The sequence below is a fragment of the Pseudomonas sp. BN415 genome, assembly GCF_029871195.1.
Classification (GTDB): domain Bacteria; phylum Pseudomonadota; class Gammaproteobacteria; order Pseudomonadales; family Pseudomonadaceae; genus Metapseudomonas; species Metapseudomonas resinovorans.
Genome location: NZ_SSOK01000025.1, coordinates 1 through 17,416, shown reverse-complemented (window position 1 = coordinate 17,416; position 17,416 = coordinate 1). Strand labels below are relative to the sequence as shown.

Sequence of the window (17,416 nt, the reverse complement as noted above, 5' to 3'; positions counted from 1 at the left end):
CCTTTCTATTTCGTGGCCGCGCTTTCACCGCTCGGCGTGCCCCCGGTAACGGCCTGCTCGGCCGGCGCGACGGAGAACTTCAGGCAGGCATCGGCCACCGGCCCCTTGCGCAGCAGCTTCACGTCCTTGAAGTAGTCCATGGACATCACCCAGGGCATGCCCGGCCCCTGCCGTGGCAGGTTGGCCAGCACACGCTGCACATAGCCGGCGCCGAAATCCAGTAGCGGGCGGGTGGGCATGCCGGCTGGCGCCTGGGGTTCGCACACGGCGTGGCCGTGGTCATCCATGTAGCCCAGCAGGCGGCAGAAGTGCTCGCAGAGGAGGCTCACCTTGAGCGTCCAGGAGGCGTTGGTGTAGCCCACCGCGAAAGCGAAATTGGGGATGCCGGACAGCATCATGCCCTTGTAGGCCACCGTCTCGTTCCAGGCAATTGGCCGGCCATCGCGGGAGAGCTGCACGCCGCCGAATACCTGCACGTTGAGGCCCGTCGCAGTGATGACGATGTCCGCCTCCAGTACGTTACCGGACTTAAGGCGCACACCCTGCTCGATAAAGGTGTCGATGTGATCGGTGATGATCGACGCCTTGCCACTGCCCAGCGCCCGGAACAGGTCGCTGTCGGGTACCACGCACAGGCGCTGGTCCCAAGGGTTGTAGGGTGGGTTGAAATGCACGTCCACCGGATAGTCCTTGGGCAGCGCGCGCGTGTTTACGAAGCGAATGATGCGCCGTGCAGCGTTGGGAAATCGCTGGCAGAAGCGCCACAAGGCCAGCGCGACCCTGGCGTTCTTGTAGCGCACGATGGAATAGGCGGTCTGCTCCGGCAGGAGCTTGCGCAGCAGCAGCGCAATCGGGTCCTTAGCCGGCAGCGGGATCACATAGCTCGGCGTGCGTTGCAGCATGGTCACGTGGGCGGCCTTGTCGGCCATGGCCGGTACCAGGGTCACGGCTGTGGCGCCACTGCCGATCACCAGCACCCGCTTGCCCGAGTAGTCGAGGTTTTCCGGCCACTGCTGCGGATGGATCACCTGCCCCTGGAAGCGCTCGATACCGTCGAAGGCCGGGGAGAACCCCTGGTCATAACGGTAATAGCCGCCTGCCGAGAACAGCCAGCGGCAGCGCTGGATGCTGCGCTGACCGGTGGCGGCATCTTCCACCTGGGCTTCCCACCATCCGTGTTCGCTGCGCCAGTTCGCCGCAATCACGCGCTGGCCGTAACGGATATGCCGGTCGATCTGGTGCTCGGCCACGGTTTCGCGCAAGTAACTCATGATCGCGCTGGCGTCGGCTATCGCCTTCTCGTCCTTCCAGGGCTTGAACTCGAAGCCGAAGGTGTAGAGGTCGGAGTCGGAGCGGATGCCCGGGTAGCGGAACAGGTCCCAGGTGCCACCCAGCTCATTGCGGGCCTCGAGCACCTGGAAGCGCTTGGACGGCTGGTCCCGTTTCAAGTAACAGGCTGCGCCGATGCCGGACAGACCGGCACCGACGATCAACACGTCGAGGATGTCCTGCGAGGGGGTCGATTGCGCGGTCACGGCGATTCCTTGTGCTTGTTGTCAGGACCCTGCGTGGCAAAGCCATACTAGAGGCTAGAGCTGGACTATGGTTCCAACAAGCTCCACTTCGCACTATCCAAAAGCATGGAATCGCGGTGATGGTCGCCCTCCTCGTGTTGCGGTAGCCGGTCAGGCGACGATCTCCGCCGCGTCGAAATCCAGTGCCACCAACCAATCGCTCATCATTATTGCGTCGAACATTCGCTCCGCCGCCGCGGTGCATGCCCCCGTCGCCAATTGCAGTTGCCAGCAGCGCCCGTCTGGCGAACGGGCTTTCAGGGTCCAGCAATCCTGCGATAGCCAGCGTGCGAGCAGTTGTTCGATTGGTGCTGCGGCCAGTGGTCGGGTCGTGATCATCACCGTCAGGCCCATGGCAACCTCCGCGAGAAAAAGGAGAATCTGATGCCGCGCCGTCGAGAGACGGCGCGGCACAGGCAGTTGGATCGGACTTGCGGGTATCAGGCCACAACCGGGATCAACGGGTCGGCGGCAGCCAGTGCGGCAGCGCGCTCAGCAGCTGGCGGATAGATCCACACGCTGTTGATCTGCTGCTTGATGGACTTGCCTTCGGCCTTCTCGAACTTGATCTGGCGGTCCCAGCCCTCGGTGAACACCGCACCCCAGGCGCCCAGGTCCAGGCAGGTGACGTACTTGGGCTGGCTATAGGGGATCGGCGCCACCCCCAGCAGGCTTGCGGCCACGTTGTTGCCTGCCGAGCGGCCCAGGGCGATGGCGTGCTGGCAGGACATGAGTGCGTAGTTGCCCTGGTCATCGCAAGCGGCGCGAGCCACGTCACCAGTGGCGAACAGACCCTCCTGCCCTGGCACCTGCAGGTTCGCGTCGACGTGCAGACGGCCCTGGCCATCGCGCTCGGCGGCAACCTGCTCGGTCAACGAGCTGGCGCGTACGCCCACGGTCCACACCACGGTAGCCGCCTCGATGCGCTCACCACTGGCCAGCGTTACGCCACCGGCGTCCACCGAGGCCACTGCGCTGTTCAGACGCCACTCCACACCGAGTTGCTCGGAGGCTTCGATGATCGCGCCACGAGGGCCATCACCCAGCGCGGCACCGATTTCGCTGCCACGGTCAACAACTATCACACGCACTTCGGCGTCCTCACCCAATGCCGCACGCAAGCGCGCCGGCATTTCGGCCGCGGTTTCGATACCGGTGAAGCCACCACCGGCCACGACCACGGTATTGCGACTGACCGAAGCCGGAAGCTTCGCCAGGGACTGGATATGACGCTCCAGGCGCACGGCTTCTTCAAGCTGGTCGACGTCGAAAGCGTGTTCGACACCAGCCAGCGCCGGACGTACCACCTGGCTGCCGGTAGCCAGGACCAGACGGTCATAGCCCAGCTCAGCGAACTGCCCAGCAGTGGTGCGATAACCGACACGCTTGCCCTCGGTGTCGATGCGCTCGGCAAAGCCCTGGACGAAGGTCACGCCCACCGCGTCGAACAGCTCGCCCAACGGCGCCACCATCTTGTGCACGTCAGGCTCGTAGAAGCGCGGACGGACGCGCAGTTCGGCCTGGGGTGCGAGCACGACCACTTCGACGTCATCGCGGCCGTGCTGGTCCAGCAGGCGGGTTGCGCTCAGGGCGCTCCACATACCGCCGAAGCCGGCGCCGACGATCAGAATGCGTTGTTTCATATGTATCTCCAGAAGGCGAAAAGTCAGGTTTTCCCGGGCTGATGCGCCCGACATCTTCATGCCGGGCTGTGAGGTCATCGCCCCGAACCACACCGGCTAACTACGACCTTATTAGTCGTAGTTAATTTCGGCAAGCGTTTTTTCTTGCTCGCTGCACCACTCGTCGCCATCATCACCTTCAAGCCGCAGCAAATCTGGGTAGCTCGCCATGCATAGCTTAGTATTAGAGGCATCGGCGTAATCCTGAAGCCTCCCTGCAGGGCGCCAAGCATTGCGGTATGTGCGAAAAGCCGCCCTATTAAAGGCGATAGATATAGTCGGAGTTAAAAATGGCGTTGTATAGCGCGGGCGTGGAGTACGGCATTCACTGCCTCCTCTATCTGGCAGACGAGAAAGGCAACGGCCGCGAAGCGAGCGTGCGTGCCCTGGCCGAACTGCAGGGCGTGCCCCCGGAATTGCTGGCCAAGGTATTCACCCGCCTGGCCAAGGCCGGCCTGGTGGCTGCTACCGAAGGCGTGCGCGGCGGTTTCCGCCTGGCGCGACCGGCCGACGAGATCACAGTGCTGGACATCGTCCGCGCCATCGATGGCGACAAGCAGATTTTCGAGTGCCGGGGCGTGCGCGAGCGTTGCGCGATCTTCGGGAGTGACTGCCCGGCACCGAACTGGGCGGTTGCCGACCCCTGCTCCATTCACGCGGTGATGCTGCAGGCGCAGAAACGCATGGAAGAAGCCTTGGCCCAGCAGACCGTACTGGACCTGGTGCGCCGCGTCGCTCGCAAGGCCCCGCCCGAGTTCGGCGAGCAAGTACTGCGCTGGATGAACGAGCGCCACGACGGCAAGGTGGAAGTCGGTCCGCTCTAAGGCCCCGGCAGAAATTACTTCAGTGGGGGCGAATGAATTCATCCCCACTGGAAAAGCAGAAGCAGAACACCGCACCATTGGGCTTCGCTTCGCGAAGACCAACCTACCGCTGGCCCTAGCCAGGGCGCGTTACCGGTGGGGTGCTTTAATCGCCAGGCGGTCCGCAGGTTCGCCTTTAGAGCCCTGCGGGGCAGCTTGGCCGCCCTTGCCTAATGAATTCGCCCTCTCCCTGCAGCTGGGGGTTCAGCCCAGTTCGCCGATCTTCTCCAGCCGCGCCCTCACGATATTGCGGCTGATGCCGAGGAGCCTACCGGTCTGCAGCTGGTTGCCATGACAGAAGCGATAGGCCGAACGGAAGATGGTTTCTTCGATGTGCTCGTAGAGATTCGGGATGTTCTTCTCGAACAGCTGATTGAGCACCGCATCCAGATCTGCCGGATTGTGCGCGAGAGGCAGGCTGGGGAGCCGTTCCTCATGACGGATCGCCTGGGTGCGCATGTCGACAAGGTGCAGGTCGTTGGGCTGTACCACCTCGTTGCGGCATACCAGCAGCGCGTGATGAATGGCATTTTCCAGTTCGCGGATGTTACCCGGCCAGCTGTGGCCGAGCAGCACGCGCTCGGCGTCAAGGCTAAGGGTGGCGCGGTTGTAGCCCAGGCGCTGGCAGTGTTCCTGGATAAAGAATTCTGCCAGGGGCAGGATATCGCCCGGCCGCTCCCGCAGCGGCGGCAAGCGCAGCGTCGCCACGTGCAGGCGATAGAACAGATCCTCGCGAAAATGCCCGGCCACCACGGCATCGGCCAGATTGACGTTGGTCGCTGCGATGACCCGCACGTTGATGGGCACTGGGGTGCGCGAGCCCAGGCGCACCACTTCGCGCTCCTGCAGCACCCGCAGCAATTTCACCTGCATGGCCAGCGGAAGGTCGCCGATCTCGTCGAGGAACAGCGTGCCGCCGTTGGCCGCCTCGAACCAGCCGGCCTTGTTTGACGTGGCGCCGGTAAAGGCGCCCTTCTCATGGCCGAACAGTTCGCTTTCCACCAGGGTTTCGGGGAAGGCGCCGCAGTTCACCGCGACAAAGGGATCTTTGCTACGTCGGCTGAGGTGGTGGATATGGCGGGCGACCAGTTCCTTGCCAGTTCCGGTCTCGCCTATGATCAGCGCATTGGCCTCGCTGGGCGCCACCCGCTCGATCCGACTGAGCAATTCCTGCGAGCGCGGGTCCTTGAAGACCAGCACGGTCGCACGGACCGACTTGGTCAGTTCACGGGCATGGGGGTGAGTGAGCAGTGACATCTCGAATTCCTTGCTTTCTGATGCGCCCGGGCATCTTGCATCAAGCCTTTTAGATACTTAAGGAATTAATAAATATTTATTAAGTTCTAAATGGAATATATGAAATTTTCCCGGCACCAATTGCTGATCCGGAAGCAACCTTCCAGCACCACTGCTGAAATCCCAGCACTCGCGAAACACCGAAAGCAGAAGCCCCCTCAAGACTGCAGGCCGCGTCGCACCTGGGTTCCGAAGTCGCTGCCAGGCTGCTGGCATGCATTTCGCTCCTTTCCACCGCAAATGCCGGACCAACTGGCAGGAACTGGAAAGGAGAACTCCCATGAAGAATCCATGGCGCGCCGGACTGGCAGCGCTCGCCGCAGTGTTCGCCGTCGGCCAGGCCCTCGCGGCCGAGGTGCCGGCCTCCGTGAAAATCGCCATCGTCGCCTACACCCAGGGCGGCAAGCCGGTGTTCGGTGGTATCCCGGGACGCGTGATCGAAGACGGCTGGCTAGAGAAGGAACTGGCGGCCAAGGGCGTGAAGCTCGACTGGATCGCCCTGCCCCATGCAGGCGCCGGTCCGCAGATCAACGAAGGCTTCACCAACAACAGCATCGACTTCGCCGTGCGTGGCGACCTGCCCTCGGTCATCGGCGGCGCAGGTGGCGTACCGGGCAAACTCATCGTCCCTGGCGGCAGCGGCAACAACGTCTACCTGGTGGTGCCCGCCTCCTCCACCACCCAGAGCATCGACGACCTTAAAGGCAAGCGCCTGGCGCTGCATCGCGGACGCCCGTGGGAGTTCGCCTTCAGCAACTACCTGGCGAGCAAGGACCTCAAGCTCAGCGACTTCAAGGTCGCCAACCTCAACCCGCAAGTCGGCGCCGCAGCGGTGTCGGCCGGCAAGGTGGATGCCGCCGTGTTGCTCAGCGAGTCGTACCTGCTGGAAGACAAGGGTGTCGGCCGGATCATCTGGTCCACCAAGCAGGGCGATAACAGCTGGCGCCTGATCTCCGACCTGTGGGGCACCGATGACTTCATCCAGCGCTACCCCGAGATCACCCAGCTCCTCGCAACCGCCTGGGTCAAGGCAGCCTGGTGGATTTCCCAGGAACAGAACAAGGACGCCTACTACCAGCTTTCCTCCCGCGCCGGCACGCCGGAAAGCGTGCTGCGCCGCGATGACCAGAACGACCCGGTGGCCTGGAAGGATCGCTGGGCACCCAAGAGCGACGCGCAACTCAAGGCCCACTACCGCGCCCTCACCCAGTACGCCCTGGACAACAGGCTGATCCGCCAGGACTTCGACATCACCCAGTCCTTCGCCACCCGTTTCACCAACCAGGCGATTCTCGACCTCAAGCTTGAAAACTACTGGCCCGCCCTGAGCAACCAGGTCACCGCCAGCCACTAACAGGCCGAACGCTGCTGGCGCACTGCTGCGCCAGCAGCAAGGGGTTGCTGCCACTCCAGCACGGGCGAACCGCAAACCGCTCGCAACCCACGCCCTGCAAAGCTTGCATCGAAGTGGCGCGAAACCTGCTCAAGCCTAATCGACCGAATAAACCGCTTCCTGACGAGGCCCCCATGAGTATTGAATTCTTCACCCGCCTGCCCCTGCATGGCGAAACCCAGTACCTGCCCGGCGACCCGCGCAACCGCGGCGACTGGAACCGTGGCGAGCACGGCACCGGTGCCGTCTCCAACTTCCGCGTCGGCGACCACTTTACCTACATCGACTACCTGGGCCAGATCGCCCGGGCCGCGGAAATCAACGGCTTCGGTGGCGCCCTGATGGTCAATGCGCCGACAGGCGAGGAACCCTGGACCGTCTGCTCCCTGCTCGCACGGGAAACCCGCACCCTCAAGTTCGTCACCGCCTTCCAGCCCTATCACTACACGCCCTGGGTCGCCGCCCAGCAGGCCGCCACCTACCAGCGCGCCACCGGCAACCGCCTGGTGTGGAACATCATCAACGGCGGTTCCGATGTCATCCAGCGCCAGGTCGGCGACTTCAGCAGCCACGACGAACGCTATGACCGCGCCATCGAGTTCCTCGATGTGGTCAAGGGTTACTGGCACAACGAGAACTTCCACTACGAAGGCAAGTACTACCGCGCTGAAGGCGGTGGCCTGCGGGGTCCGCTGAAGAAGGCCGAGCTGCCGCTGATCTGCACCGCCGGCTCCTCGATTCCGGCCCGCGAGTTCGCCGCCAAGCACGCCGATTACTACCTGATGCGCGCCGAGCATCCCGACGAGGTCCGAGCGTTGATCGCCGATGTGCGCGAGCGCGCTCTCAAGTACGGCCGCAGCGATATCCGCTTCGGCATGTCCATCGACGTGATCACCCGTGAAACCGAGGAAGAAGCCCGCGCCGAAGCCAAGCGCTTCTTCGACGAAGGCATCGCCAAGGGTGCGGTCAAGGCCGTCGCTGCCCACGCTGGCCTGCGCACCGCGCGCAAGCTGAGCTACGAGCACGGCTACGCCGAGAAGCATGAAACCCAGGGCTACGACGACTTCTTCATCTACCCCAACGTCTGGGCCGGTTTTGGCTACATCGGCATCCCACCAGGCTGCGCCCTGGTGGGTAGCTACGACAACGTGGTCGCGCGCATCCGCGAATACAACGCGGCCGGCATCGACCTGTTCTTCCTCGCCGGCTACCCACATCTGGAGGAAGCCTATCGCCTGGGCGAGCACGTCCTGCCGCACTTTCGCAGCGAACGTGCCGAACTGGTCCGCAGCCACGACAGCCTGCCAGAACTGCGTTCCGTGAACGGTCCCGCCGGAGCCTGACGCCATGGATACGCATCGCCGTCTGCTGGATTTCAGCCTCGCCCTGACCGTGCTCCTGTCCATGCTGCCCATGCTCGGCATGGCCGAGCCGCTCCCGCAGGTAATCCGCATTTCCACCGGCGCCGGCTCGCCACTGACGCCCAAGCTCTCCGGCGCCAATTCCGGTCTGACCGCCGCACGACAGGCCGTGGAGCAGGAGTTCGCCGCAGACGGCGTGCGCATCGAATGGCTGCATCCGCTGGGTGGCGGCGTGGCCAGCAATGAAGCCCTGGCCAGCGGTGCCGTGGATATCGGCTATGCCGGCGAATTCCCAGCCATCTTCGGCCGTGCCGCCGGCCTCAAGACGCGTTTCGTCGGTGGCGGGTTCCGGGGCAACAACGCCTACCTGGTGGTGAAGGCCGATTCCTCCGCACACGACCTGGCCGAGCTCAAGGGCAAACGCATCGCCATCATGAAGGGCCAGCCCTGGGAATACGGCTTCGACCGCCTGCTGCGCAGCAAGGGGTTCACCCAGGCGGACTTCAAGGTCCTCAACCTGAGCCTGGTGGACTCTCGTACCGCGCTCGAGCAGGGCCGCATCGACGCCCTCTACGCACCCGGCGTGTATGGCGCCAACCTGGCTGCCGATGGCCGTGGGCGCATCCTCTGGTCAACCCGCGAAGCGCCCAGGGACTGGCAGTTTGCGGCCGACTTCTTCGTCGCCGAGGACTTCGCGCGGAAGTACCCGACCGCCGTGAAGCGTTTCCTCAAGGCGGTGATCCGCGTCAGCGCCTGGGCCAGCGATCCGAAGAACGGCGATGAGCTGTTCCAGACCTGGGTACCCCAGGGCTACAGCGTCGAGCAGCAATGGAAGGAATACCGCGACAGCGACTTCCTGTTCCGCTTCTCGCCTATCCCCGACCCGTTCCTGCTGGCCCACTACCGGGAAGTCGCCAACTACATGCTGGAGAACCACCTGATCCGTCGCCCGGTGGACATCGACGCCTGGGTGGACCGCAGCTTCGTCGATGCTGCCCTGCGTGAACTGCAGCTGGAAGGGCACTGGCCGGAGTACGACCGCGACGGTAACCCGCTGCCCCAGGTTGCCCGGCAATGACCCTGGTCCATCCGCTGCTTCGGCTACCGGTGACGCTTGCCGCCCCGCTGCTGTTGCTGGGCCTGTGGTACTGGGTCGCGGCCAATGAGCTGGCACCGGCAACCCTGCTGGTGCCGCCGGCGCAAGTGCTCGAAACCCTCTGGCTGATGCTCGGCAGCGGCGAGCTGGTGGAGGCGGCAGGCACCACCCTGGCGCGGGTCGTCGCCGGTTTCCTCGCCGGTAGCCTGGTAGGCATCGCCACCGGTGTGGTGCTTGCGCTATCTCCTGGGCTGGACCGTAACCTGGGCCTGGTCATCAACCTGCTGGCCCAGGTTCCGGCCATTGCCTGGACGCCGATGATCATCTTCCTCTTGGGCATAGACGAGGCCTACAAGGTCTTCCTGATTGCCTTCGCCTGTTATTTCCCCGTCGCGGTGAAAACCCGCGAGGGCATTCTCGGCCTGTCTCCGCGCCTGCTGGAGGCCGCTGCCGCACTCGCGCTACCGCCGGCCCTGCGCTATCGCAAAGTGATCCTGCCCGGGGCTCTTCCCGCTTTGCTGGCCGGCTTGCGAATCGGCCTTTCGAAAGCCTGGATCGCCGCCATCTTCGGCGAGCTGTTCGCCTCCAGCAGCGGCCTGGGTTACCTGATGAACAGTGGCCGGATCTACTTCCAGATGGATGTGGTCCTGGCCGCCATGCTCGCCACCGGCGCGCTCGGTTTCCTGAGTGACCGTTTCCTGCTGTGGCTGCATGACCGCCTGCCCGGAGCCCGACCATGAGCAGCCTCGACTATCCCTTGCGCCGCGTCGCCGTCGGCGCCGTGCTCGCCTGCGCCACCCTGGCACTGCTCAGTTGGCGTGGCCCGGCCATACTGCCCGACAGCCAGTGGCTGGAACTGGGCCAGCGGCTCACGCAAGCCAGCCTTGGCAGCCTCGGGCGCCTGCTGGCAGGACTCGCCCTGGGGCTGCTCAGCGGCAGCCTGCTTGGCGCGCTGATGGCCACCTGGCCGCTGCTGGATCGTTTGCTGGGCTCGCTCGTCCACCCGCTGCGGCAGATGCCGCTGTTCGGCTGGATCGCCCTGTTGGGGCTCTGGGCCGGTTTCGGTGAAACTTCCAAGGTGATCTTCATCGGCCTGGCCGTCAGCTACACCATGACCATCGCCGCTTACCAGGGGGTGCGCGCCGTGCCACCGCGCCTGGATGAAGTGGCACGGGTCTACCAGCTCGGCTGGGGCAAGCGCCTGCGCGTCTTGTTGCTACCCGCCATCCTGCCGGCCTGGCTGGGCGGCCTGCGTATTGCCCTGGCCGTGGCCTGGAGCGCCACCATCGGCTCCGAAATCCTCATGGGCGCCAGTGCCGCCGGCCTGGGTGGCTTCATCTGGGGCCAACGCGAGGTCGGCCGTTTTGACCTGGTCCTGCTCGGCACCGCCCTGATCGGCACTTTCGCGGTGCTCTCCGATTTCGCCCTGCGCCAGGCGGAGCAGCGGCTCCGGCGCTGGCTGCGTGGGTACTGAACACCAATCTCCAGGAGGACGTCATGAGCGCCGCCAATGTGGCCCTGAACGGGGTCAGCAAACACTTCCAGTTACCCGGTCAGCGCCTCGAAGTACTGCGGGACCTTTCCCTCGATGCCCGCCCCGGCGAGTTTCTCTGCCTGGTGGGCGCCAGCGGTTGCGGCAAGTCCACCCTGCTGCGCCTGGTGCTGGGGCTGGAGCAGGCGGACCAGGGCGAAGTCCGGGTCGGCGGGTATCCGGTGCAAGGGCCCGGCGTGGATCGCGGCATCGTGTTCCAGGACCACCGTCTCTTCCCCTGGCTGAGCGTCGAAGAGAATGTGCAACTCGCCCTGCATCGCAGCCCGCTGGAGGAAAGGGAGAAACGCGCCCGGGTCCGGCATTACCTGCAACTGGTAGGCCTGCAGGGCTTCGAGCAGGCCCGGCCGGAGCAGCTCTCCGGGGGCATGGCACAACGCGCCGCCATTGCCCGGGCACTGGTGGCCGAGCCCCAGGTACTGCTGCTGGACGAGCCCTTCGGCGCCCTTGACGCCCTGACCCGACAGCGCCTGCAAGAAGAGCTGCTGGGCATCTGGAAACGGACCGGTGCGACGCTGATCCTGGTCACCCACGACATCGACGAAGCGCTCTACCTGGGCGACCGTGTCGTGGTGCTCGACTCGCGTCCCGGCCGCATTCGCGAGGTGCTCGACGTCGACGCCCCACGCCCCCGCGAACGCCATGACGCACGTCTGGCACAGCAGCACCGCCACATCCTCGGGCTGCTGGCCGACCATGCCTGATTCCTTTCCACTGGTGCTCGGACTGTTCGCGAGCAAGCTCGCTCCTACAGGTCGGTTGCCCTCAAAGATTCCTGCGGCATTCCAGCAGCTCCCGCGCCGCCTCCACCCTCGCGGCAAGGCTTCCGCCTGGCGAAGGCTTTGTGTAGGAGCGAGCAAGCTCGCTCCTACAAGGCCTGTCCCGTACCGATCCCGTGCAACGTTGGGCTTCGCTGTGCTCTGCCCAAGCTACGGTCCGGGCTCATGCCGCAGCAGGGGTGTTGCTGTATCCGCAACACGTAGTCAGCACTCCCTGCCGCGTTCCCAGCACCGTTCCAGCAACCCCACCAGCAACGAGCCCTCAATACCCCCGTTTTTCCGCTGAGAACCACTGTTCCGCACATGGCATGGACCCTGCAGTTACCCATTCGACCTGGGCACAAAACCGCCCAGGCAACAGTTGAAAGAGGCAACGCGAACTCTCTCGGGAAACACCCAAGGGCGATTCAAGAGACAACTCCCGCCTGCGTGAAGAGACAACTCCTTCCTACCGCGTGAATGCACTCGAACCTGAACGGCCGCCCTGCGGGTGCGGTCCGGCTCGCCCTGGAAAAACCACTTTCGGAGAACTTAAGTTCATGTCTAACGCCGCTTTCCCCGTCCAGCCCGCACGAGCAGGTTGGCGTCCGTCCAGGCTGTCACTGGCCATCCTCGCGCTGATCAGCTCAGCTGCCATGGCCGAAGAGACGAAACCCACGGCGAAGAACACCCAGAAGCCCCCGGCTGCAGAAACCCGTCTCGGCGTGGTCACAGTGCAGGGCAGCAAGCTGGACACGGACACCTCAGTGATCCCGGCACGCCCAGTGGCCTCGGTCTATGGTGGCAGCCAGGTAGAGGTGCTGGACACACCGCGCTCGGTCAACCAGATCAATGCCGAGCAATTGGCCAACGACCCGATCCGCACCTCCGACGACCTGGTCAAGTACGCGCCCGGCATCACCCGTGGCGGTGGCCAGAACGCCGGTATCGCCCCACAATTCCGCGCCCAGAACTCGGAGATCTTCCAGGACGGCCAGCGCGCCTACAGCGTTCGCCACCCCGCCAACTTCAACGCCTACGAGGGGGCGGACATCGTCGCCGGCCCCTCCTCCGTGGTCTACGGCTCGGTCAGCGGCAGCGGCGGCTACATCAACTACCTGAGCAAGAAGCCGAGCTTCGACGGCTTCAAGACCCGTCTCAGCGGCGAAGTGGGCAGCTGGATTCCCGACGGCGAGTCCCGCGACTCGACCCGCTTCACGGTGGACAACACCGGCCCGATCAACGAGGCGCTGGCCTACCGGCTCAGCATCACCCGCCAGCGCCAGGAAACCTTCTACGACAACGTCGAAAACAACTTCGACGCCTTTTACGGCGCCTTCGCCTGGCGCGGTGACAGCGCCCGCGTCGACTGGAACGCCAGCTACGACGACTACTACGACTGGAACATCACCCACGGCTGGAACCGTCCGACCCAGGACCTGGCCGACAGCGGCAAGTATTACGCCGGCCGCGCCACACCGATCTTCCAGAACGGCAGTACCTTCTGGTCTCCGGTGCTTTCCTCCGGTGCCGCCGATGCCTCCGTGCTCGGCTGGGTACAGCGCCAACGCAACGCCCAGGGCCAGTTCGGCGTAGTCAACGGCAGCTTCCGGACGGCCTCGCCCAACACCCAGGCCCGACCCGGCAGCCTGCGCGGCTGGGTCTATGACCCGAATCTGGCCGGCAACGGCCTGGTCGACCTGGACCCGCAGGTTTCCCAGCGCGCCGAAGACAAGAACACCTCACGCCGATTCGCCACCCAGTTGCGCGGCGAATGGGACCTGAGCCCGGACATCACCCTGGCCAACAGCACCTACTACCAGGACTCCGACGACACCACCGACGCCGTGGGCGCGTTCCAGGTCCAGGCCAAAGATGAAATCTTCGAAAACCGCTTCGAATTCCGCTCCGGCAACGAAGGCGAAATCTTCGGTCTCAAGGTGCGTGACGACAGCAATACCGGGCTGATCTACCGTCACGAATACAACCGCTCCATCGCCGCAAACAACAGCTTCGGTTCCACCATCCATGCCTACGACCTGACCCAGGACCCGTCCACCAAGAACCCTGGCGACCTGCTCAGCCTGAACAACCTCAACCCCGCTGGCGGCAATGGCGCCTGGATCGGCCAGCCCGGCGTTGCGCAATTCTCCGACCTTTACGGCTGGCTAAACCTGGCGCCGATGTTCCCGGCGGGCCATCACCTCTACGCCGAATCCATCGCGCCCTATACCGCGGAGGGAACCTGGAGCACCAAGACCTTCTTCACCCAGCACAACCTGCGTTTCGCTGAGCGCTTCGGCCTGAACCTGGGTGCCAGCCGCAGCTGGATCGACGCCCAGATCGAGAACCCCTTCGTCCTGCGCCCCGGCACCGAGCGCCAGGACAGCGATAGCTACAAACTGTTCTCTGTGCAGGTCAGCCCCTGGTTCAAGCCGACCGAGTACAGCACGCTGTACTACACCTTCGACCGCTCCCTTGCAGTCAACACCGGCTTCTTCTCCAACGGCATCGGCTGGGGCACGGGCGCCGGCGCCAACTTGCTCAACCCGCTGTCTTTCAAGAGCCTCAGCGTTCTCCACGAAGTGGGCCTGAAGCTCGAACCCCTGCCGGACCAGCTGTTCTTTACCCTTGCCGCCTTCCGCCAGGAGCGCGACCAGGCGCCGGACAGCAACAACAACATGGCCCGCCTGATCATCAAGGGCGTGGAATCCAGCCTGCGCTACCAGCCCAACGCCAACCTGCGCAGCGGCCTGAACCTCACGCGCCTCACCGCCTACAACGAGTTCGTCTCCCAGGCCGGCTTTGCCTCCGCCGGTTTCATCCCGGACAACGGCACGGTATTTGGTGACAACAACAGCCTGAACCTGCGTCCCTCGGGCCGCTTCGATGCTGTGCAGATTCCCGAGTACAGCGTCAGCGGCTACCTCGACTACAGCTTCGACTCGGGCTTCGGTGCCGAATTGTCAGGTTGGTGGACCAGTGACTGGTACCTGAACCTGTCGAAGACCGTGAAGGTGCCCAACGAGTACAACCTCGACCTGGCGGTCTATTACCGCCAACCGCAGTGGAGCGCGACCGTGCGCGTGCTCAACCTCACCGACGAGCTGAACTTCGTCAGCGGCCTCGCCGGCTCCGCCAACACCTTCCTCCAGCCAATGCCCGGCCGCACCCTGCTGGCCCAGGTGGACTACCAGTTCTGACCCCGCGCGAGGCTAGCCCCGCGCATCCATTGCCCTTCACCAACACTCAAGGAGTGAACAATGTCCATCGAATTCGTCGGGATGGTCTTCCCCCGCCAATGGTCCGAAACCCAGGGCCCGCGCACGGGTGACTTCGACCTGGAATTCCTCCGCCAGCACGCCCGTGCCCACGAGCATGCCGGTTTTGATCGGGTGCTGATCGCCAGCGGCCCCGGCAGCGCCGACAGCCTGCAGCTGGCGGCATATGTCGCCGCCCACACCGAGCGCCTGGGCTTCATGATCGCCCACCGCCCGGCCCTGACTTCGCCCACCGTCGCCGCACGCGCCTTCGCCACGCTGGATCACACCACTGGCGGCGGGCGCATCCGCCTGCACGCCATCACTGGCATCACCGCCGAACCCCAGGAAGGCGACACGCTGCTGGACAAGACCGAACGCTACAAGCGCACGGATGAGTACCTGGAGATCGTCCGTCGCACCTGGACGTCCGAAGATCCCTTCGACTTCCATGGGAAGTACTTCCAGATCAAAGGCGCCTTCTCACCGGTCAAGCCGTTGCAGAAGCCACATATTCCGATTTCCTTCGGCGGCTCGTCTGATATTGCCTACCAGATCGCCGTGCGGCACGCCGATCTCTACGCGCTGTGGGGCGAACCGTTGGCCGGGGTGGCAGAGCAGATCGGCAAGCTGCGGGCGGCGGCGCAACAGGCCGGTGTGGCATCGCCTCGGGTAAGTCTGTCAGTGCGGCTGATACTTGGCCCTACAGAAGAACTGGCCTGGAAACGTGCGGGTGAAATCCTCGCTCAGATCCAGGCCAACCCGCAGTTCGCCGAAGGCAGCCCGTGGCGCAAGCGAATCAAGGGCACCGGTTCTGAGCGTCTGCTCGCCGCAGCCGCCGCTGGAGACCGCCACGACCGCGCCTTGTGGATGCCGACCGCCACCGCCGTCGGCGCCTACGGCGACACCACCGCCCTGGTCGGCACGCCGGAAACCGTGGCTGAAGCCCTGCTGGATTACGTGGACCTGGGCGTGACCACCTTCCTCAACCGCGGTTACGACCCCTACTACGACGCCGTGGACTACGGCCGCTGGATCATTCCGGCGGCGCGTGCCGAAGCCCGTCGGCGCGAGCTACAGCGGGCGGAAAAGGCGTCTGCCTGACGGCCCGGCGATGGGTATCGCTTCGCTCCCCCCATCCTATGTATGGACTCGCCTTTTACTGTCAACCCGCTTTGAACAGAGAAACCCGGTTGCATCTATGTATCAGGCCTCAGCAAGGGAGCCGCAAAGGGGCTCCGGGCCAACATTGTCTGAGCTCGCGCCGTGCCAATTACGAAGAGGCTTAGGGGCCAGTAGGATGGCAGGCATCATCGCGCGACGGTCTGACCTGGGGTCAATGTTCTCAGCAGCGGTTGAGGCGCTCAGCGCCTCGGTGGCGGGATCTCGTGGGATCTATTCGGCTATCGTTGCTCCCGGTTGGACAGAGGGATTACGGCAGTAGCGGGCGTCCGACTGCAGCAGCACCCAGACGATACGCAAGTTGCGGTTGGCCAGACGTATGGCCGCCCCCTTGCGTCCGTGCCGCTGCATCCAGCGGTTCAGCCGACGGTCGTCCACTTCCTCGGAGTCAGCCTTGAGCGTGCGGAGCACCGCATGGGCGCCCTCGACCATCAGGCTGCGCAGATAACCATCACCGCGTTTGCTCATCTTGCCGAGCCGAACCTTCTGCCCGCTGCTGTGCTGATCGGGTACCAGGCCAAAGTAGGCCGCGAACTGGCGTGCATTCGGGAAGCACGCGGGCTTGACCTGCTTGGCGACCAGGGCAGTGGCGATGATCGGCCCAACCCCGCGCACGCTCATCAGTCGCGAGGCGGTCTTGTCCGCGCGTGCACATTGTTCCAGCCGTTTGGTCAGCAGCAGGAGACGGCCTTCCAGCGCCTGCCATTCCGCCTGCATATCGGCGATCAGCTCACGCAGCAGGTCTGGCAGCGGCAACGTGGCATCCTCCAGAATCCGGCTCACGCGGTCGCTGAGCGCTGCAGCGCCTTGCGGGATCGCCAGGCCATGCTCGAGCAGCAGCCCCCGGATTTGATTGCCCAGCGTCGTCCGGCGCCGTAGGTAGCCCTGTCTGACCCGATGCGCCGCCTGCATGGCCAGGGCCTCCACGGTTTTCACCGGTACGGCATGGATGGTGGTATCGCGTCCGGCGCGCAAGATCGCCTGCGCATCGTTGCGATCGTTCTTGGCACCACTGCGGTGCTCGGCGACTCGCTGTGCGGGTAACAAGCGCACCTGACAACCCAGGGCCTGCACCTGTCTTGCCCAGGCTTGTGCGCCCGGCCCGGTCTCCAGCAAGACCGTCGCGCCCTTGGCGATCTGGTACAAAAACCTCGAGAACGCCTCGCGCGACTGGAGACGCTTTTCGTACACCAGCTCTCCGTGCGCCTCTTCGCCGGCGATTTGGAACACCTGCTTGGCCAGATCAACAGCGACTGTCGTGCACAGAGAGAGCGTTTCCGGGTGTGCAGCTTGCGGTTTCGTCGTACGCTTTTGCATGGCCTTGCCCTCGCTGTCGGTGGTTATCGTAGGGTGCCACCGTGGCGCGCTCGACGCCTCGGCGAGGGCGAGTCCATCCAATTAC

Annotated in this window: 14 protein-coding genes; 9 read left to right on the top strand and 5 right to left on the bottom strand. The window is 64.4% G+C overall.

Annotated elements, in window-relative coordinates; all coding sequences use genetic code 11:
* Positions 1-5 precede the first annotated feature (5 nt).
* The 3 genes from E8F20_RS06685 to E8F20_RS06675 all read right to left on the bottom strand — a co-directional run bounded on the left by E8F20_RS06685 (position 6) and on the right by E8F20_RS06675 (position 3,217).
* Positions 6-1,535 carry an NAD(P)/FAD-dependent oxidoreductase gene (locus E8F20_RS06685; RefSeq protein ID WP_280283055.1) on the bottom strand — a complete coding sequence of 510 codons (1,530 nt, stop codon included), beginning with the start codon at positions 1,533-1,535 and terminating at the stop codon, positions 6-8.
* A 150-nt stretch (positions 1,536-1,685) separates the two neighbouring features.
* A complete protein-coding gene (locus E8F20_RS06680; RefSeq protein WP_280283054.1) occupies positions 1,686-1,928 on the bottom strand; it encodes a hypothetical protein in 243 nt (80 codons plus the stop codon).
* A gap of 86 nt (positions 1,929-2,014) precedes the next feature.
* Positions 2,015-3,217, bottom strand: a complete 1,203-nt coding sequence (locus E8F20_RS06675; RefSeq protein WP_280283053.1) for an NAD(P)/FAD-dependent oxidoreductase — start codon at positions 3,215-3,217, stop codon at positions 2,015-2,017.
* Between the two features lie 329 nt (positions 3,218-3,546).
* Here E8F20_RS06675 and E8F20_RS06670 point away from each other — a divergent pair, with 329 nt between their 5' ends.
* Positions 3,547-4,080, top strand: coding sequence for an Rrf2 family transcriptional regulator (locus tag E8F20_RS06670; RefSeq protein ID WP_280283052.1), 534 nt, complete (start codon positions 3,547-3,549; stop codon positions 4,078-4,080).
* Positions 4,081-4,323: 243 nt separating this feature from the next.
* On the opposite strand, the gene E8F20_RS06665 is transcribed toward E8F20_RS06670, so the two are convergent.
* Positions 4,324-5,376 (bottom strand): sigma-54 dependent transcriptional regulator, encoded by a 1,053-nt coding sequence (locus tag E8F20_RS06665; RefSeq protein ID WP_280283051.1) that lies wholly within the window; start codon positions 5,374-5,376, stop codon positions 4,324-4,326.
* A gap of 319 nt (positions 5,377-5,695) precedes the next feature.
* Between E8F20_RS06665 and E8F20_RS06660 the strand changes: the two genes are divergently transcribed.
* From E8F20_RS06660 to E8F20_RS06625, 8 genes are all read left to right on the top strand, one after another.
* Positions 5,696-6,769, top strand: coding sequence for a PhnD/SsuA/transferrin family substrate-binding protein (locus E8F20_RS06660; RefSeq protein WP_280283050.1), 1,074 nt, complete (start codon positions 5,696-5,698; stop codon positions 6,767-6,769).
* Between the two features lie 173 nt (positions 6,770-6,942).
* Positions 6,943-8,151: an LLM class flavin-dependent oxidoreductase gene (locus tag E8F20_RS06655; protein ID WP_280283049.1), complete on the top strand. Its 1,209-nt coding sequence runs from the start codon at positions 6,943-6,945 to the stop codon at positions 8,149-8,151.
* Between the two features lie 4 nt (positions 8,152-8,155).
* Entirely contained in the window at positions 8,156-9,247 is a 1,092-nt protein-coding gene (locus E8F20_RS06650; protein ID WP_280283048.1) for an ABC transporter substrate-binding protein, read from the top strand.
* Positions 9,244-10,005, top strand: coding sequence for an ABC transporter permease (locus E8F20_RS06645; RefSeq protein WP_280283047.1), 762 nt, complete (start codon positions 9,244-9,246; stop codon positions 10,003-10,005). The genes E8F20_RS06650 and E8F20_RS06645 overlap by 4 nt, the downstream gene beginning before the upstream one ends.
* Complete coding sequence (locus tag E8F20_RS06640) at positions 10,002-10,739, top strand: ABC transporter permease subunit (protein ID WP_280283046.1); 738 nt, start codon at positions 10,002-10,004, stop codon at positions 10,737-10,739. Before E8F20_RS06645 ends, E8F20_RS06640 begins: the two co-directional genes overlap by 4 nt.
* A 23-nt stretch (positions 10,740-10,762) precedes the next feature.
* A complete protein-coding gene (locus E8F20_RS06635; RefSeq protein WP_280283045.1) occupies positions 10,763-11,518 on the top strand; it encodes an ABC transporter ATP-binding protein in 756 nt (251 codons plus the stop codon).
* 710 nt (positions 11,519-12,228) lie between these two features.
* Entirely contained in the window at positions 12,229-14,775 is a 2,547-nt protein-coding gene (locus E8F20_RS06630) for a TonB-dependent receptor plug domain-containing protein (protein ID WP_348529613.1), read from the top strand.
* Positions 14,776-14,835: 60 nt separating this feature from the next.
* Positions 14,836-15,936: an LLM class flavin-dependent oxidoreductase gene (locus E8F20_RS06625; protein WP_280283043.1), complete on the top strand. Its 1,101-nt coding sequence runs from the start codon at positions 14,836-14,838 to the stop codon at positions 15,934-15,936.
* Between the two features lie 291 nt (positions 15,937-16,227).
* On the opposite strand, the gene E8F20_RS06620 is transcribed toward E8F20_RS06625, so the two are convergent.
* Positions 16,228-17,331 carry an IS110 family transposase gene (locus tag E8F20_RS06620; RefSeq protein WP_280282091.1) on the bottom strand — a complete coding sequence of 368 codons (1,104 nt, stop codon included), beginning with the start codon at positions 17,329-17,331 and terminating at the stop codon, positions 16,228-16,230.
* Positions 17,332-17,416 lie beyond the last annotated feature (85 nt).

Bases quoted from the DNA above. Each gene is read 5' to 3' on its own strand.
- E8F20_RS06680 (WP_280283054.1), bottom strand. From the start codon at position 1,928: ATGGGCCTGACGGTGATGATCACGACCCGACCACTGGCCGCAGCACCA.
- E8F20_RS06675 (WP_280283053.1), bottom strand. From the start codon at position 3,217: ATGAAACAACGCATTCTGATCGTCGGCGCCGGCTTCGGCGGTATGTGG.
- E8F20_RS06670 (WP_280283052.1), top strand. From the start codon at position 3,547: ATGGCGTTGTATAGCGCGGGCGTGGAGTACGGCATTCACTGCCTCCTC.
- E8F20_RS06665 (WP_280283051.1), bottom strand. From the start codon at position 5,376: ATGTCACTGCTCACTCACCCCCATGCCCGTGAACTGACCAAGTCGGTC.
- E8F20_RS06660 (WP_280283050.1), top strand. From the start codon at position 5,696: ATGAAGAATCCATGGCGCGCCGGACTGGCAGCGCTCGCCGCAGTGTTC.
- E8F20_RS06655 (WP_280283049.1), top strand. From the start codon at position 6,943: ATGAGTATTGAATTCTTCACCCGCCTGCCCCTGCATGGCGAAACCCAG.
- E8F20_RS06650 (WP_280283048.1), top strand. From the start codon at position 8,156: ATGGATACGCATCGCCGTCTGCTGGATTTCAGCCTCGCCCTGACCGTG.
- E8F20_RS06645 (WP_280283047.1), top strand. From the start codon at position 9,244: ATGACCCTGGTCCATCCGCTGCTTCGGCTACCGGTGACGCTTGCCGCC.
- E8F20_RS06640 (WP_280283046.1), top strand. From the start codon at position 10,002: ATGAGCAGCCTCGACTATCCCTTGCGCCGCGTCGCCGTCGGCGCCGTG.
- E8F20_RS06635 (WP_280283045.1), top strand. From the start codon at position 10,763: ATGAGCGCCGCCAATGTGGCCCTGAACGGGGTCAGCAAACACTTCCAG.
- E8F20_RS06630 (WP_348529613.1), top strand. From the start codon at position 12,229: ATGGCCGAAGAGACGAAACCCACGGCGAAGAACACCCAGAAGCCCCCG.
- E8F20_RS06625 (WP_280283043.1), top strand. From the start codon at position 14,836: ATGTCCATCGAATTCGTCGGGATGGTCTTCCCCCGCCAATGGTCCGAA.
- E8F20_RS06620 (WP_280282091.1), bottom strand. From the start codon at position 17,331: ATGCAAAAGCGTACGACGAAACCGCAAGCTGCACACCCGGAAACGCTC.